This window comes from Streptomyces sp. NPDC059169 (assembly GCF_042755225.1).
GTDB lineage: Bacteria > Actinomycetota > Actinomycetes > Streptomycetales > Streptomycetaceae > Streptomyces.
In genome coordinates, this window is record NZ_JBHZCF010000021.1 from 66,816 (window position 1) to 82,488 (window position 15,673).

The window sequence follows — 15,673 nt, forward strand, 5'->3', positions numbered from 1 at the left end:
GCAACGACGCCCGGTCGGGCCGCCGGAACAGCAGCCCGGTGAACAGAACTCACCCACCACAATCCACTAAATAGGGTGATAAAAGGACTACATGTGATTGCTTTCACGCGCGGTGGCAGGGGCAGGACGGCCGGCTCCGGGCGGCGCCACCACCGTCTGCGGAGCCGTCGCCCACGAGCGGGACTTTCCGTGGGAGGGCGCCTTCCCGGCGCGCTCGGCAGGCGCGGTCGGAGGGACAGCACCGTTGACCGTGCCGGGGCACCGCCGGGCGCGGTCGTCCGGGACCCGACCGGGTGCCCCGAAGCGCCGCCGGGGCGCGGGCTCGTGCCCCGGCGGCGCCCGGCGGCCGGGAGCACCGTCCACGGAGGGCCGGGCCGGCCCCTTCGACCGAGGCCCGCCCGTACGGTTGCGTCACCGCCCCGCCCCGTCTCCCGCCGCTGCAGGGGTGCGGGCCTTCGCTGCGGAGCCCCGCTGCCCGTCGGGCCCGGCTTCCCGCCGGCACCGCACGGCTATCGCGCCGGGCGCGGCGGTGGCGTCGCTCCGTATTCCGCTTCCAGGGCGTGCACCCTCGCCCGTGTCGCCGCCCGCTGCCCCTCCGGCAGGGCCGCGGCGAGCGCCTGCCACGCCGGCAGGTCGTCCTCGCCCCAGGGGCTGTACGTCCAGTCCGCCAGCAGCCCCGGATCGCGGCGCGCGATGACCGCCGCGCGCAGCTGACCCTCCAGCCGGGTGCGCAGCCGCACCACGCCCGGCGCTCGCGACCCGGGGAGCAACGGACCGGCGTACCCGCCGAGTGCCGCGGCCACCGCACCCGACGCGAGCCGCCGTGCCACCGCATCGAAGTCCGTTTCGACGGTCCCCACCAGGCGGTACGGACGCGAGCACAGCAGGTGCGGGCCCAGCAGGCCGCGCAGTCGCGAGAGCTCGGCACGGAGCGTGACCGGTGTGACGTGCTCGTCCTCGTAGAGCTCCAGCAGAAGCCTCTCCCCGCCCAGCCCCTCCGGGTGCAGCGCCAGCACGACGAGGATCTCGCTATGCCGCCGGCTCAGCCGTACCTTCCGGCCGTCGGCCACCAGCAGGGCCTCGTCCCGGCCCAACGCCGTCAGCCGAGCCGGGGCGGCGCGGCGATCCGGTGACAGCAGGGCCAGCTGGGCTTCGGCGGCGCGTGCCACCGCTCCCACGAAGGCCAGGCTGTGCGGATGGGCCAGCCGATCACCGCCGGTGATGTCCACGGCCCCCAGCAGCCGCCCGGTGTGCGGGTCGTGGATCGGGGCCGCGGCGCAGGTCCAGTCCTGGACCGGTCTCCGGAAGTGCTCGGCCGCGAAGACCTGGACGGGGCGGTCGACGGCGAGCGCCGTCCCCGGGGCGTTCGTCCCGGCCGCGGATTCCGTCCAGCGGGAGCCCTCCACGAAGTTCATCCGACCCGCCCGCCGGCGTGCTCCGGCGTGGCCCTCGACCCACAGCAGTCTGGCCTGCGCGTCGCAGACCGCGACGAGGTGTTCGCCGTCGACCGCGTAGGCGCCCATGAGCTCACGGATGACCGGCATCACCCGTGACAGCGGATGGCCGTCGCGGTACATCCCCAGCTCGTCGTCGGCGAGCTCCACGCGAGCCGCGCCCTCCGGGGCGACGTGCGCCCGGGAACAACGCCGCCAGGACTCTGCGACGACGGGCCGCACGGCCCGCGTCACCCGTCCCTCCGCCGTGAACGCGTCGTACGCCCGGCGCAGCGCTCCGCCGCGCTCCGTCGTGTCGCCCCCGGCCTCCAACGCCACCCATGGGTCCGTCACTCGGCCTCCCGGTCGCCGGTTCGCCCGCGAGCCCATCGTCGTGCCGTGCGGCGGTCGCGGCAAGGGTCATGGACCGAGTGCGTCCGGTGACGCGCCGGTCGTCGACGTGTAGGCGACGGGGTCGTCCAGGACGCCGCGCACCACCGAGTGCGCCGCGCCGAGCAGCGGTCCTTCGGGGCCCAGCCGGGACACCGTCAGGTCCGGGCGCTGCGGATCGGCCGTACGACGCGTCAGCTCCCGCTCCAGGGACGGCACCAGCCAGGGGGACAGCCGTGAGAGGGCGCCGCCGAGCACCACCGCACGCGGGTCGAGCAGATTGACCGCTCCCGCGAGGGCGATCCCGAGCGCGGCCCCCGCACCGTGCAACGCCCCGAGGACGTCGCGGTCGCCCGCGGCGGCGCGTTCCGCCAGCAGGTCGACGGGCCTTCGCGACGGGGCGAGCCCGGCCGCTCGCAGCACGGCTTCCTCACCCGCGTACTGCTCCAGGCAACCGCTCCCGCCGCAGGCGCACGGGGGCCCGTCCGGCCGTACCGGGACATGGCCCAGCTCGCCCGCGCAGCCGTGGGTTCCCCGCAGCAGCGTCCCGTCCACGACGACCGCGGCGCCGACGCCGATCTCCGCGGAGACGTGGATGAAGTCCCGGAGCGCCGGAGCGTCGCCGAGCCACAGCTCGGCGAGCGCACCGAGATTGGCCTCGTTCTCGACGGTCAGCCGTGGGCCGTCCCGTAGGTCGGCTCCCAGATCGACGTCCGACCATCCCAGGTTGGGGGCCCGTACGACGGTGTGGGTGTCGCGCGCCACCAGGCCGGGAACCGCCACCGTGACTCCGGCGGGCCGCAAGCCCTGCGCCCGGACGGCATCGCCGGTCCTCGCTATCAGCGCGGCGAGTTCGGCGAGGACGGGGCCGGGGGGACGACCCCGGTTGTCGGCCCGGGCCGTCGCCCGCGCCCGGACCGTCCCCCGCAGGTCCACGGCCGCGACCGACAGGTGGTCGACGCCGATCTCCGCGCCGATCCCCGCCGGCCCGCGGTCGCTGAGCATGAGGGCGCTGCCGGGCCTGCCGACGCCGCCGGACGGTTCGGGACCGAGCTCCACCAGCAGACCGGCGCGGGCCAGTTCGTCCACCAGGGAGGAGACCGCGGCCCTCGTCAGCCCGATCCGCTGGGCGACGGCCGCGCGGGACAGTGGACCTTCGGCGGCCACGGAGTGCAGGACCAGCGCGAGGTTGCGTCGACGAATGCCCTGCTGGGTGAGGGGTTGGCCGCTCGATGCCCCCGCCGTGGCCGGGGTCACGGGGACTCCGCGTGCAGGAGTGCGTCCCCGCCGGCGAGGACGCCGGCGATGCGGTCCAGAGCGCCCTGGTCAACCGGAAGCGGGTCGTACGCCTGACCGTCGGCCGTGCCCCAGCGGCGGGCGACCTGAGCGGGGTCCTCGCCGGTGAGCACTCCGGCTGCCTGGGCCGCGGCGCCGAGCGCGACGAGTTCGCGGGCCTTGGGCACCCGGACGGCCCGGCCCGACAGCCGCCGCACCGTCCCGAGCCACGCCGCGCCCTGCGCACCACCGCCGATGAGCAGCAGTGGCGCGTCGCCGCCGTCGTCCTGGGCGACGACCTTCCCGAGCGCGTCGAGGAGCGCGTAGACGGCCCCGTCGTACGCGGCCTGCAGCAGCCTGCCCGGTGTGGTGTCGTGCCGCATCCCGTACAACAGGCCGGCGGCGTGCGGTAGCCGAGGGGTCCGCTCGCCGTCGAGGAAGGGGAGCAGGACCTCCCTGCCGCCGGGCTCCACCGCCTCCCGGTCCGTGCCGAGCAGCGCCGCGATCCGGTCGACGGCCTGGGTGCAGTTCAGGGTGCAGGCGAGCGGCAGCCACCCGCCCCTGGCGTCGGCGAAGCCGGCCACCGTGCCGGTCGGATCCGCCCGAGGGTGCGAGGACGTCGTGAACACCGTGCCGGAAGTACCCAGACTGAGCACCGGCTGCCCGGACCGGAGACCGAGGCCGAGGGCCGCGGCAGCGTTGTCCCCCGTGCCGGGAGCCACGAGGGCGCCCGTGGGCAGTGGGAGACCGGGCAGCTCGCGGACCGTGCCCACGGCCTCGAACGGGTCCATGACTTCGGGTAGCAGCGCGGGGGAGAGGCCTGCGAGCCCGAGGACCTCCGTGTCGTAGGTGCCTGTCGCCGACGCCCACCAGCCCGTGCCCGAGGCGTCGCCGCGGTCGGTGACGGCCCGCCCGGTGAGCCGCTCGGTGAGGAAGTCGTGGGGGAGGCGTACGGCGCGCGAGGCCGCAGCGGCGTCCGGCTCGTGCTCGCGCAGCCACATCCACTTGCTGACCGTGAAGGAGGCGCCCGGCACGACTCCGATCCGCTCGGCCCACGCCTTCGGGCCGCCGAGCCGCTCCACCAGTCGCTCGCTCTGCGGTGCGGACCGCACGTCGTTCCACAGCACCGCGGGGCGCACGGGCCGTCCCCGCCCGTCCAGCGTGACCAGGCCGTGCTGCTGGCCGGCGACGGAGATCGCCGCGGCCCGCCGGACGGCGGCACCGCACCCGCTCAGCGCCTCGCCGAGGGCCCGCCACCACTCCTCCGGGTCGCTCTCCCGGGCCCCGCCCCGACCCGCGACGGTGTGCGCGGCCCGGCCGCTCGCCACCGTCCGGCCGGTGGGGACATCCACCACCAGCGCCTTCGTCGACTGGGTGGAACTGTCGACGCCGACGACCAGCGGCCCTTCCGGTACGGCCATGGGTGTTCTCCGATCCGATCCCGTCTGCTCTCCGTCTTCCCCGGAGCTGCGCCGGATACTAATTTGTTAAGGGCAATGACGAAATAGGGCGGGGGACGGACGTGAGGAGAACGATCCATGAGCTACCGGCCCACCCCAGGTGACAGGTTCAGCTTCGGTCTGTGGACCGTCGGCTGGCAGGGCAGGGACCCGTTCGGCGACGCCACCCGGCGCGCGCTCGACCCGGCCGAAACGGTCCGCCGGTTGGCGGACCTCGGTGCCTACGGCGTCACCTTCCACGACGACGACCTGATCCCGTTCGGCGCGGCGGAGGCCGAGCGCGAGACGCACGTGAAGCGCTTCCGGCAGGCGCTCGACGAGACCGGGCTCGTCGTCCCCATGGCCACGACCAACCTCTTCACCCACCCGGTCTTCAAGGACGGCGCCTTCACCGCGAACGACCGCGACGTGCGCCGCTACGCACTGCGCAAGACCATCCGCAACATCGACCTCGCCGTGGAGCTCGGTGCCCGGGTCTACGTCGCCTGGGGCGGCCGCGAGGGAGCCGAGTCGGGCGCCGCGAAGCACGTCGGCACCGCGCTCGACCGGATGAAGGAGGCGTTCGACCTGCTCGGTGAGTACGTCACCGCGCAGGGCTACGACCTGCGCTTCGCCATCGAGCCCAAGCCGAACGAGCCGCGTGGCGACATCCTCCTGCCGACCGTCGGCCACGCGCTCGCCTTCATCGAACGACTCGAGCGGCCCGAGCTGTACGGGGTCAACCCCGAGGTCGGCCACGAGCAGATGGCAGGGTTGAACTTCCCGCACTCCGTCGCCCAGGCGCTCTGGGCGGGGAAGCTCTTCCACATCGACCTCAACGGTCAGAACGGCATCAAGTACGACCAGGACCTGCGGTTCGGCGCGGGTGACCTGCGCGCCGCGTTCTGGCTCGTCGACCTGCTGGAAAGCGCGGGCTGGCAGGGGCCGCGGCACTTCGACTTCAAGCCGCCGCGCACGGAGGACCTCGACGGGGTGTGGGCGTCCGCCGCGGGCTGCATGCGCAACTACCTCGTCCTCAAGGAGCGCGCGGCGGCCTTCCGCGCGGACCCGGAAGTGGCGGACGCACTGCGCGCGGCCCGTCTCCACGAACTCGCCCTCCCCACGGCGGAAGACGGCCTGTCCGGCCTGCTCGCCGACCGCACCGCCTTCGAGGAATTCGACGTGTCCGCGGCCGCGGGGCGGGGGATGGCCTTCGAACGCCTCGACCAGCTGGCGATGGACCACCTGCTCGCTGCGCGGGGGTGACGCCCCCCACGTGACGGCGGTGGACCGCACTACCCGGCCGCATCCGACTGACCGGGAGTGAGGTCCGCCCCCGTACGGTCCTCCAGCTGGCCCCCGGCCGGGCCCGGGTGATGGTGCCATGGGCGTCCATGGGTGCCTGCTCGTACGTTTCTGCTGCTCAACATAGTCCTGCAGTCGAACGTGCCGGCCGGGCGAGTGGGCCGGAAGACGGGAGGCCCCATGTCCCTCACCGCCGTACCCATGCCCGACGCCCCACCCGGGGCGCCTCCCGGCAGTCGCCCCGACGACCCTCCGGGCAGCGACTTCGCGCCCCTCCTGCGCGAAGTCAGGGCGCAGGGACTGCTGCACCGCCGGAGAGCCTGGTACGCCTGCGCCGTCACCGGCAACCTGCTCGTGCTGTCCGCCGTCGTCGCCGCCCTCGTGCACACCGGGCCCTCCTGGTGGGCGCTGCTCCTGGTCGTGCTGCTCTCCCTGTCGTCCGCCCGCGCGGCCTTCCTCGCCCACGACGCGGGTCACCTGCAGATCAGCCCGAACCGGCGGGTCGGCCGCGCCCTCCAGCTCGTCCACGGAAACCTGCTGCTCGGCATGAGTCAGGACTGGTGGAACGACAAGCACAACCGCCACCACGCCCACCCCAACCACGTCGACAAGGACCCCGACGTCGCCCCCGAACTGTCGCAGGGCCGGCATACCCTACGAGGAGACCGGGCTCATCGACTCGTACCGCAGGGCACTCGGCCACCTACGCGACGTGGGTGGGGGACCGCGCGCCAGATCGGGTAGGAGATGAGGGAACCGTCAGTGGCGCGGGGGCGTTCTCCCACCAGGGAGCAGCGGCGAGGAGCCGCAGAAGGAGGCTTCGGAGATGTCGACAGGTGCGAAGATCGCCGTTGGGGGCGTGGTCGTGGGGCTCGTCCTCTGGCCGCTGATCGGGTTCTGGATGTCGCTGCTGATCATCGTCGGAGTGCCCGCGGTGGCCTACCTCGCGCTCGACCCGTCGCAGCGCCGCCGGCTCCGCCGGATCAACCGCAAACAGATCGGCCGCTGATCGGGAGCGGCTCCGTCCCGGGGCCGTCGCAGCGCAGCCGGGCCCTTCCCGTCCCCGGCTGCGCCGGACCGGGAGTCAGGACGGGCGTACCGCCATCTTGTCGAGGGCTTCGAGCAGGCTGGGCAGCTCAGGACCGCGTCCCACCGGGATGACCTCGCCGGGTTCCTCGTCCAGGAGGACCAGGGCGATGTCATCGGTCCTGGCGACCAGGGACCAGCCCGGGCCGTCCGCACGCAGCATCCGTGCACCGTCCGAGGCGAAGCTGGACCGCACCCGGCCCGGAGGCGGCGGATCGGCCACGTACCCGTGCAGTTCCTTGAGCACGCGCCGCACTCCTTCGTGGGGTGTGGCCCGCTCCTCCTCGGGGGCGTCCGGCTGGACGAACGTCACCTGCTCGGTGACCTGCTCGCGCCAGCTCGACCAGTGCTGGGCGATCTCGTCGGCCCCCATGCGGCGCTGGACGGAACCCCAGGTGTCCGCGTCGGGAGGACGGAGGGCGGGACCGCCGCCCTCCTCCTCGTCCGGATCGTGGGGTGCGGGCAGGCCGGCCGCGGAAGTCGCCAAGGCGAGCGGCCAGCCGGGGAGGGACGCGACGATGGACCGTTCGCTGGGGGAGAGGTCGTACTCCATTCCGCAGTCCCAGGACGCGATGGCCACGGCCACCAGCGAGACGTCGTCGACGACGACCGTCCAGCGGGCGCCGGCACTGTCCTGGCCGAGGACCAACCCGTAGCCCTCGACGTACGGCTCCAGCCCGAGCGACGCGCACGCCTCGGGGTAGTCGTCGCCGAACACGCTCGGGAACTGCGCAGGTGTGAGCAGCAGGGCTGTCAGCACGTAGAGCTCGTCGTCGACCGCCTCGTCCGTACCGGCCACAGCACCCCTCCCATCCGAACCTCGTCGGCGCACCCTAACCAGTGGGTCTCGCCTCCGTCGAGGGTTGGCGGCAGGAAACTGGTGGGTGTGCTTCCGCGCCGGCAGCCAACTGCTTCAGACGGCGGGTGGTCCGAGGAGGCGGCGCGCCACCGACGCGGGTGATTCGTCCTGCTCACGGGCGAGCGTGAGAACCGCCCGGCAGGCCAGTTCGGTGGATCCCCAGGCGTTCGTGTGCACGGTCGCGGTCGAAACCGCGCCGTTTCAGCCCTGACGCACCGCCAGGGCGAGGAAACGTGCGTCCTCGTCCTCGTACGACACCATCCGCCAACCCGTTCCCTGCAAGACGCGGCCCAGGTTGGGCTCGGCACGCAGATCGTCCCGGCCGAGCTGCCGGCCTTGGCGGGCGGCCAGCGCGGCGCGCCCGATCGGGTGGAAGAGCGCCAGTCGGCCGCCGGGCCGCACGACCCGTGCCCACTCGCCCAGCCCCGCGGGCGGCTCGGGTAGATGAGTGAGGAGCCCGGCCGCGAACACGCCGTCCAGGGATCCGGACCGCAGCGGCAGGCGGGCCGCATCGGCGAGCAACAGCGCTCCGGCTCCCTGTCGTCCCGCTCGGACCGCCTCCGCCAACATCGCCGGCGTGAGGTCGACCCCGATCACCGTGCCCGTGGCGCCGACCGCGCCCCGGAGGGCCGGCAGCGCTCGTCCGGTGCCGCAGCCCGCGTCGAGGACGGCGTCACCCGGCTGGAGACCGAGCGCGGCGACTCCGGCGGCGTAGGCCGGGCCGTCGTCGGGGAATCGTGCGTCCCAGCCGGCCGCCCTGGCCCCGAAGAAGTCCTGCACGTGCGAGTGGTCGTCGGTCATGAAGACATGATCCCGCAGTCCGTGCCGGTCATGGCTGCTCCGCTTGAACCCCGGTGCACACGTTCGAGCGCGGCACGATCGTCCAGGAACACCTCTCTGTCATATTCCTGCAGCTTTCGAAATGCGCCCCAGTAGTGCGCCCCCGCGGGGGCTACCGTCCCGGAACCATGGGACACCTGGACCACGCCTCGTTCGGCTGGCTGACCCCCGTGCTGTCGTACGCGATGGCCTGCACCGGATCCGCCCTCGCGCTGCGGTGCACCGTGCGCGCGCTCGATGCGACCGGTCGCTCCCGCCGCAACTGGCTCGTCACTGCCGCCTCCGCCCTGGGCAGCGGAATCTGGACGATGCACTTCGTCGCGATGCTCGGCTTCGGCGTCACCGGCACAGAGATCCACTACGACGTTGCACTGACGCTCCTGAGCCTCCTCGTGGCGATCGTCGTCGTCGGGACGGGGATCTTCGCCGTCGTCCACAGCAGCAACCGGCCGCGGGCCCTCGCGCTCGGCGGGCTCGCCACGGGCCTCGGCATCGCCGGCATGCACTACCTCGGAATGGCCGCCCTGCGCCTGCACGGCGGCCTGCGCTTCGCCCCTCTCCTCGTCGCTCTCTCCGTGGTGGTCGCGGCAGTCGCCGCGACCGGAGCACTGTGGGCCGCGCTCCACATCACCGCGCCCCTGGCGGTCGCGGTCGCCTCACTCCTGATGGGCGCGGCGGTGAGCAGCATGCACTACACCGGCATGTCCGCCGTGAGCATCCACGTCGAGCCGTCGCCCGAGACGCTGCCCGGGGCCACCGCGATGCAGTTCGTCTTCCCCCTCGCGGTGGGGCTCGGTTCCTACCTCTTCCTCACCTGCGCCTTCGTGGCCCTGACACCGACCGCACCCGAACGCGCCGCCTACGCCTCGGCCGAACGAATCCCCGAACCCCCTGCCGCCGGCGCCACCCCCTAGCGCCGCCCCGCACCCACCGACCCGAAATCCGGAACGAGGAGGCCATGCGCACACCTCGCAGCACCCACGGCGCCCGTCCGCCGCGCCCGTCCGCCGCTCCCCAGGAGCCGGGACCCCGCGGACGGCGCGCACACGCCGGACCGCCGGCGGACGAAGGTCCCTTGGCGGCAACCGGCCCGATCCCGGGGCAGGAGCCCTCAGGCGGACGGCGCCGCAGGCCGTGGCAGCTGCGTCCCAGGACCGTCCGCGCCAAGATCCTCTGTCTACTGATGGTGCCCGTGATCTCCCTGCTCGCGCTCTGGGGTTCCGCCACCGTCACCACCGCACAGCAACTCGCCCGGCTCCGCCAGGTCCACGACGTCGAGGAGCGCATCCGCGGACCCCTGGCCGAAGCCGTGGCAGCCCTCCAGACAGAGCGCGGTGCCGCCCTGCGCCAAGCGGCCGCACCTGCCCCCGAGCGCGCCGCCGCTCTCCAGCAGCAGGCTGAACTCACCGACGCCGCCATCGCGAAACTGACGCTCGACGGCACCCACACCGTCGCCGACACCGGAGGTCTGCCCACAGCCGTCAGCGATCGCCTCGGGCAGTTCGCCGCGGCGGCCGGCGCCCTGCGTACCCTGCGCACCGGAGTCCTCGGCCGCACGTCAGACTGGGACCGCGTCTACGCGCAGTACACCTCCGTCATCGCCTCGGCGTTCACCGTCACGGGCGCCCTGACGGGCGTTCACGACCCCGCCTCCGGTGTGGACGCCCGCGTCCTGCTGGAATTCTCCCGTGCCGCCGAGATGCTCGCCCGTGAGGACGTTCTGCTCGTCTCCGCCCGGACGGCCGGGGCGTTCACGGCCCCCCGGCTCCGGCTGTTCGCTGGAGCCGTCGAGACCCGGCGCAACCTGACCGAGTCCGCCGCCGCCGATCTCCGCGCCCCCGAGCGTGCGGCCTGGCTGGCCTTCACCGGCCGGCCCGGCTACCGGACCCTGGAGCAGGCCGAGGACAGGACCCTGGCCGCCACCGCGGGGCGCAAGGCGACGCAGGCCGTGCCGGCCGCGACGTGGGACGGGGCCCATGCAGCCGTGCGCGCGACGATGCGTTCCGTGGAGACCGGCGCCCGGCACGCCGCGGCGCAGCGTGCGCAGACCGTCGGCAGCGGCCTCCTCACCCCGTCCGGAGCCGCAGTCGTCCTCGGACTCGCCGCCGTCGCCGCCTCCCTCGTCATCTCCGTGCGCATCGGCCGCACACTCGTCGTCGAACTCGTCACTCTCCGCAACACCGCACTGGAACTCGCCCGCCACGAACTGCCGCGCGCGATGAGCCGGCTCCGCGCTGGTGAGGACGTCGACGTGCACGCGGCAGCCCCGCCAGGACCGCCACCACAGGACGAGATCGCCCAGGTCGGTGAAGCCCTGGCTACGGTCCACCGCGTGGCGCTGGGCGCCGCGGTCGAACGGGCGGAACTCAGCCGGGGCATCTCCGGGGTCTTCGTCAATCTCGCCCGGCGCAGCCAGGTCCTCGTCCACCGTCAACTCACCCTGCTGGACCGCATGGAACGCCGGGCCGACGATCCGAGTGAGCTGGGCGACCTGTTCCGGCTCGACCACCTGACCACCCGGATGCGCCGTCACGCGGAGAGCCTGATCATCCTCTCCGGCGCCGCGCCCGGCCGTGCTTGGCGCATGCCCGTTCCGCTCACCAACGTCGTCCGCGCCGCGGTTTCCGAGGTGGAGGACTACGCGCGCATCGAGGTGCGGCAACTGGTGGAGAGCTCCGTCATCGGAACCGCGGTCGCCGACCTCACGCACCTCATCGCCGAACTCGTCGAGAACGCAGCGCAGTTCTCCCCACCGCACACCAGGGTGAGGGTGAGCGGTGAACCCGTCGGCAACGGCTACGCCTTGGAGATCGAGGATCGGGGACTGGGCATGGGGAAGGAGGCCCTCGCAGAAGCGAACCGGCGCATCGAACAGTCCGAGTCCCTCGACCTGTTCGACAGCGACCGCCTCGGACTCTTCGTCGTGAGCAAGCTGTCCGCACGGCACGACGTCAAGGTGCGGCTGCGCCCCTCGCCGTACGGCGGGACCACCGCGGTCGTCCTCATCCCGACAGCACTCCTCCAAGGCACCCGGGCGGCCGGGGACGCCCCGCCGGCCGGGGGCGACGACGCCGACACGGTGACGTTCGCAGCCGCCTCGGTGACGGACGCCGCACGGGCTGCCGACGCGCCGCCCGCCCTTCGCCCCCTCGAAGCCCTCCCCGAGGACCCGCCTCCGGGTGTCATCGCCCTGCGGCAGCGCGAGCGCGCCCGTTGCGAGGACCGCTCCCACGACCGGTGGCAGCCGCACGACGGGCCACGTCCCCACCCGGAGACCTCCGTCCGTCCCGTACCCCAGAAGGACTCGAGCGGCCTCCCCCGTCGGGTACGTCAGGCGAGTCTCGTCCCCCAACTGCGCGAGACGGCACAGACCCCCGTGACGACCGCCGCCGACGACGCACCGCACGACGCCCCCGCACTGACCCCGGAACAGGCGCGGGACCGCATGGCCGCTTACCGAGACGGCTGGAGTCGGGGCGGCGGCGCCGCACCCGGCCGGACCACCCACGGCACCGAAGGAGAGGACGCATGATCGACCACGAGAGGACCGTCCCGCACCACCGCTCAGGAGAGCTCGACTGGCTGCTCGACGAACTGGTCCTGCGCGTGGGCGAGGTCCGGCACGCGGTCGTGCTCTCCGGTGACGGCCTCGCCGTCGGCGCTTCGGGCGGTCTGACCCGCGAGGACGCCGAGCACCTCGCCGCCGTCGCGTCCGGGTTCCACAGCCTCGCCAAGGGAGCAGGACGTCACTTCCGCACCGGCGGGGTCCGCCAGACGATGGTCGAAATGGACGAAGGGTTCCTCTTCGTCGCCGCCGCGGGTGAGGGGTCCTGCCTCGCCGTCCTCAGCCAGGTGGGCGCCGACATCGGTCTCATCGCCTACGAGATGGCCCGGCTCGTCAAGCGCGTCGGCGAACACCTCCGCACCCCGCCGCGCACGTCGAGCACCCCACCGGCCTCGGACTGACCACAGCGGTGCTCCCACACCACGAGCAGGAAGGCACCAGCACATGAACGATGGCGCGGAAGGCGACCGCTACGAGCCGGGCGGTCGCTGGTACGACGCCGACGCAGGCCCTCTCGTCCGCCCGTACGCACTGACCGGAGGCCGTACCGAGCCCCCGAGCGCCGTCCGGTTCGATCTCATCGCGCTCATCGACGCCGTTGCCGGGTCCGCCGACCGGGCCGGCGAGTCGCTCTTCGGCCCCGAACACCTGGCGCTGCTCGGACTCTGCCGAACCGAGACCCAGTCGGTGGCGGAACTGGCCGCGGACGCCGACCTCCCGATCGGAGTCGTCCGGGTCCTGCTCGGTGACCTCCTCGAAGCCGGCCACATCAAGGTGAGCCGTCCCGTGCCGCCCGCCCAACTGCCGGACGAAAGGGTCCTCCGTGAAGTGATCGACGGGCTCAGAGCTCTGTGACGCACCATCGGCGCACCGGCCACGGCACACTGGTTGGCGGCCCGTCGTCCACGCGGAGGAGCAGTTGTGCCCATCCCGATCATCATCGACTGCGACCCCGGGCACGACGACGCCGTCGCCATCCTCCTCGCGGCGGGGGACCCCGGCGTCGACCTGCTCGCGATCACGACCGTCGCGGGCAACCAGGTGCTCGAGAAGACGACGCTGAACGCCCGACGGATCTGCACTGCCGCCGGGATCACCGGCGTGCCCGTGGCGGCAGGATGCGCCCACCCGCTCGTCCAGTCGCTCCGGGTGGCCGACGACGTCCACGGCGCGTCGGGCATGGACGGGCCGAGCTTCGGTGAACCGACCGTCGAAGCCGTGCCCGAGCACGCCGTGGATCTGATGCACAGGATCCTGACCCGTCATCCGGAGCCCGTCACGCTCGTGCCGACGGCACCCCTGACCAACATTGCGCTGCTGCTGACCCGTTATCCCGAGGTGGTCGCGCACATCCGCGAGATCGTGCTGATGGGCGGCTCCACGGACCGCGGCAACCGCACCCCGGCAGCCGAGTTCAACATCTACACCGACCCCGAGGCCGCCGACGTCGTCTTCCGCAGCGGCGTACCCGTGACGATGTGCGGGCTCAACGTGACGCATCAGGCGCTCGTCACGCCCGACGTCCTCGCACGTCTCGAAGGGCTCGACAGCGGACTCGGCCGGATCTGCGCCGACCTGATGACCTTCTTCGCCTCCACCTACCGCCGGCTGTGGGGGTTCGAGGCACCGCCGCTGCACGACCCGGTCGCCGTGGCGCGCGTGATCGACCCGTCGATCGTGACCTGTGTGGACGCGAGCGTGGTCGTGGAACTGCACGGCCGCTACACGCGTGGGGCGACCGTGGTGGACATGCACCAGTACCTCGACCGGCCCGTCAACGCGCGGGTGGCGGTGGGCCTGGACCGGGACGCGTTCTGGGACCGTGTGATCGGTGCGGTCGACGCCCTCGGCAGGCGCGCGACGTGAACGACCGGCCTCAACCGGGCCGGTAGGCGGCTTCCGCGTGCCGCCCGGACCGCGAAGGTCGGGCCGCGGCCGGACAGCCCCCTCACCAAGCTCTTCATGGGCCTTCTCGTACTGCCGCATCAGGTGAGCGGGGGCGCCTGCCGGGTACGGCCGGTGCAAACCGACGGACGGCCGCGCCTCCGTCACGCACGGGGCCGTCCGCGGGTGAGGGACACTGGACCCCTACCGACCGCACCACCGGAGAGGACGACCACGTGCCCGACACACGCGATGACGCACGGCCCGCGCAGGACGGCTCCGACCTGCGGGCCGACTGCGGGAATTGCTTCGGGTTGTGCTGCGTCGCGCTGCCGTTCGCGGCCTCGGCCGACTTCGCGGTCGACAAGCCCGCCGGTCGGCCCTGTGCCAACCTCCGTACCGACTTCAGCTGCGGTATCCACGACCGGCTCAGGGAGCGCGGATTCCCCGGATGTACCGTCTACGACTGCTTCGGTGCAGGCCAGAAGGTCTCCCAGGTCACCTTTGGGGGGCGCAGTTGGCGGGAGGCTCCTGACACCGCCAGGCAGATGTCCGACGTGTTCCCGGTGATGCGGCAACTCCACGAGTTGCTGCGGTACCTGACGGAAGCGCTGGCCCTGCCCGCTGCCCGGCCGCTCCACAACGAGCTGAGGGGCCTCCTCGACGGGATCGAAGCCCTCACGTGGCGGGACGCGGCCGGTCTCCTCACCGTCGACGTGCCCGCCCACCGGGGCAGGGTGGGCGAGCTCCTGGCCCGCACCAGCGAGCTCGTGCGGGCCACCGCGAAGCCCGGGCGGCGCAAGAACCGGCGCGGCGCCGACCTCTTCGGTGCCAGGTTGGCAGGTGCCGATCTGCGCGGCGCCGACCTGCGCGGATCGTGTCTCATCGCCGCCGACCTCAGCGGCGCGGACCTGCGCCTGGCCGACCTCCTCGGCGCTGACTTCCGGGACGCCGACCTGAGCGGGGCGGACCTCACCGGCAGCATCTTCCTCACCCAGCCGCAGTTGCACCAGGCGAAGGGAGACCCGCGGACCACCCTGCCGCACGGCCTCGAGCGCCCGGCGCACTGGTCGGACGAGCACCACCCCACCGGTGAGCGTGGCGGCGGGCATCCCGGGTAGCCCCCCTGCCGGGGAAGCAGTGCCCCTGCGGGCCCGCCGACCGGGCTCGCCGTGGGCGCGAGCAGGACGGCGGGCCGGGTGCGGTGGGTCCGGGCGTGCTTCCTCCGGGCGGCTCACCGCGCACCACCGCACGGGAGTAGTCGGAGAAGGCCGGGGCAACCGCAGGGTGGAGGTGCAGACATGGTTCCGATCCTGTTGGTCCTGCTTCTTGCCCTGGTGCTCTTCGGAGCGGGTTTCGCCGTGAAGTTGCTGTGGTGGATAGCGCTCGCCGTGCTGGTGATCTGGCTGCTCGGCTTCCTCTTGCGCAGTACGTCGGCCGCGGGTACGCGATCACGCTGGTATCGCTGGTAGGTCCCTGCGAAGGGAACACCGGCGCGGTACGGTCGTGGGGGGGGGGGGTTTTTTTCTGGGGGAAGAAGGGCCCGGGGTGGGTGGCTTTTTTTCTGTCCTAGCTGGACGGAGTTTGTCAGAGCCCC

15 protein-coding genes are annotated in these 15,673 nt (G+C 73.1%); 10 read left to right on the forward strand and 5 right to left on the reverse strand.

Annotated features, from left to right (window positions below; translation table 11 throughout):
* Positions 1-509: 509 nt before the first annotated feature.
* The 3 genes from ACFXOM_RS30730 to xylB form a co-directional block, all read right to left on the reverse strand.
* Entirely contained in the window at positions 510-1,787 is a 1,278-nt protein-coding gene (locus tag ACFXOM_RS30730; RefSeq protein ID WP_384937574.1) for a GAF domain-containing protein, read from the reverse strand.
* A gap of 66 nt (positions 1,788-1,853) precedes the next feature.
* Positions 1,854-3,080 (reverse strand): ROK family protein, encoded by a 1,227-nt coding sequence (locus tag ACFXOM_RS30735; protein ID WP_385040591.1) that lies wholly within the window; start codon positions 3,078-3,080, stop codon positions 1,854-1,856.
* Positions 3,077-4,519, reverse strand: a complete 1,443-nt coding sequence (gene xylB / locus ACFXOM_RS30740; RefSeq protein WP_384937569.1) for a xylulokinase — start codon at positions 4,517-4,519, stop codon at positions 3,077-3,079. The genes ACFXOM_RS30735 and xylB overlap by 4 nt, the downstream gene beginning before the upstream one ends.
* Before the next feature lie 117 nt (positions 4,520-4,636).
* Here xylB and xylA point away from each other — a divergent pair, with 117 nt between their 5' ends.
* The 3 genes from xylA (at position 4,637) to ACFXOM_RS30755 (ending at position 6,851) form a co-directional block, all read left to right on the forward strand.
* A complete protein-coding gene (gene xylA, locus ACFXOM_RS30745; protein WP_384937566.1) occupies positions 4,637-5,803 on the forward strand; it encodes a xylose isomerase in 1,167 nt (388 codons plus the stop codon).
* 219 nt (positions 5,804-6,022) lie between these two features.
* Positions 6,023-6,586, forward strand: coding sequence for a fatty acid desaturase (locus ACFXOM_RS30750; RefSeq protein ID WP_385040593.1), 564 nt, complete (start codon positions 6,023-6,025; stop codon positions 6,584-6,586).
* Positions 6,587-6,668: 82 nt separating this feature from the next.
* Positions 6,669-6,851 (forward strand): hypothetical protein, encoded by a 183-nt coding sequence (locus ACFXOM_RS30755; protein ID WP_384937560.1) that lies wholly within the window; start codon positions 6,669-6,671, stop codon positions 6,849-6,851.
* Positions 6,852-6,926: 75 nt separating this feature from the next.
* Here the strand turns inward: ACFXOM_RS30755 and ACFXOM_RS30760 are convergent, their stop codons facing one another.
* Together ACFXOM_RS30760 and ACFXOM_RS30765 are read right to left on the reverse strand one after the other, a co-directional pair.
* Positions 6,927-7,727, reverse strand: coding sequence for a hypothetical protein (locus ACFXOM_RS30760; RefSeq protein ID WP_384937558.1), 801 nt, complete (start codon positions 7,725-7,727; stop codon positions 6,927-6,929).
* A 261-nt stretch (positions 7,728-7,988) separates the two neighbouring features.
* Positions 7,989-8,588 carry a class I SAM-dependent methyltransferase gene (locus ACFXOM_RS30765; RefSeq protein WP_384937555.1) on the reverse strand — a complete coding sequence of 200 codons (600 nt, stop codon included), beginning with the start codon at positions 8,586-8,588 and terminating at the stop codon, positions 7,989-7,991.
* Between the two features lie 167 nt (positions 8,589-8,755).
* Here ACFXOM_RS30765 and ACFXOM_RS30770 point away from each other — a divergent pair, with 167 nt between their 5' ends.
* The 7 genes from ACFXOM_RS30770 (at position 8,756) to ACFXOM_RS30800 (ending at position 15,548) form a co-directional block, all read left to right on the forward strand.
* Positions 8,756-9,541 carry an MHYT domain-containing protein gene (locus ACFXOM_RS30770; RefSeq protein WP_384944597.1) on the forward strand — a complete coding sequence of 262 codons (786 nt, stop codon included), beginning with the start codon at positions 8,756-8,758 and terminating at the stop codon, positions 9,539-9,541.
* Between the two features lie 44 nt (positions 9,542-9,585).
* The gene (locus tag ACFXOM_RS30775) at positions 9,586-12,159 is read left to right on the forward strand and encodes a nitrate- and nitrite sensing domain-containing protein (protein WP_384937549.1); all 2,574 of its coding nucleotides are present in this window, start codon (positions 9,586-9,588) and stop codon (positions 12,157-12,159) included.
* Positions 12,156-12,593 (forward strand): roadblock/LC7 domain-containing protein, encoded by a 438-nt coding sequence (locus tag ACFXOM_RS30780; protein WP_384937546.1) that lies wholly within the window; start codon positions 12,156-12,158, stop codon positions 12,591-12,593. The genes ACFXOM_RS30775 and ACFXOM_RS30780 overlap by 4 nt, the downstream gene beginning before the upstream one ends.
* A 43-nt stretch (positions 12,594-12,636) precedes the next feature.
* Entirely contained in the window at positions 12,637-13,047 is a 411-nt protein-coding gene (locus tag ACFXOM_RS30785) for a DUF742 domain-containing protein (protein ID WP_384937543.1), read from the forward strand.
* A gap of 66 nt (positions 13,048-13,113) precedes the next feature.
* Complete coding sequence (locus tag ACFXOM_RS30790) at positions 13,114-14,058, forward strand: nucleoside hydrolase (RefSeq protein WP_384937541.1); 945 nt, start codon at positions 13,114-13,116, stop codon at positions 14,056-14,058.
* 254 nt (positions 14,059-14,312) lie between these two features.
* Positions 14,313-15,197: a pentapeptide repeat-containing protein gene (locus ACFXOM_RS30795; RefSeq protein ID WP_385040595.1), complete on the forward strand. Its 885-nt coding sequence runs from the start codon at positions 14,313-14,315 to the stop codon at positions 15,195-15,197.
* 180 nt (positions 15,198-15,377) lie between these two features.
* Positions 15,378-15,548, forward strand: coding sequence for a hydrophobic protein (locus tag ACFXOM_RS30800; protein WP_384937535.1), 171 nt, complete (start codon positions 15,378-15,380; stop codon positions 15,546-15,548).
* Positions 15,549-15,673 lie beyond the last annotated feature (125 nt).

Bases quoted from the DNA above. Each gene is read 5' to 3' on its own strand.
- ACFXOM_RS30775 (WP_384937549.1), top strand. From the start codon at position 9,586: ATGCGCACACCTCGCAGCACCCACGGCGCCCGTCCGCCGCGCCCGTCC.
- xylA (WP_384937566.1), top strand. From the start codon at position 4,637: ATGAGCTACCGGCCCACCCCAGGTGACAGGTTCAGCTTCGGTCTGTGG.
- ACFXOM_RS30755 (WP_384937560.1), top strand. From the start codon at position 6,669: ATGTCGACAGGTGCGAAGATCGCCGTTGGGGGCGTGGTCGTGGGGCTC.
- ACFXOM_RS30780 (WP_384937546.1), top strand. From the start codon at position 12,156: ATGATCGACCACGAGAGGACCGTCCCGCACCACCGCTCAGGAGAGCTC.
- ACFXOM_RS30800 (WP_384937535.1), top strand. From the start codon at position 15,378: ATGGTTCCGATCCTGTTGGTCCTGCTTCTTGCCCTGGTGCTCTTCGGA.
- ACFXOM_RS30785 (WP_384937543.1), top strand. From the start codon at position 12,637: ATGAACGATGGCGCGGAAGGCGACCGCTACGAGCCGGGCGGTCGCTGG.
- xylB (WP_384937569.1), bottom strand. From the start codon at position 4,519: ATGGCCGTACCGGAAGGGCCGCTGGTCGTCGGCGTCGACAGTTCCACC.
- ACFXOM_RS30770 (WP_384944597.1), top strand. From the start codon at position 8,756: ATGGGACACCTGGACCACGCCTCGTTCGGCTGGCTGACCCCCGTGCTG.
- ACFXOM_RS30750 (WP_385040593.1), top strand. From the start codon at position 6,023: ATGTCCCTCACCGCCGTACCCATGCCCGACGCCCCACCCGGGGCGCCT.
- ACFXOM_RS30765 (WP_384937555.1), bottom strand. From the start codon at position 8,588: ATGACCGACGACCACTCGCACGTGCAGGACTTCTTCGGGGCCAGGGCG.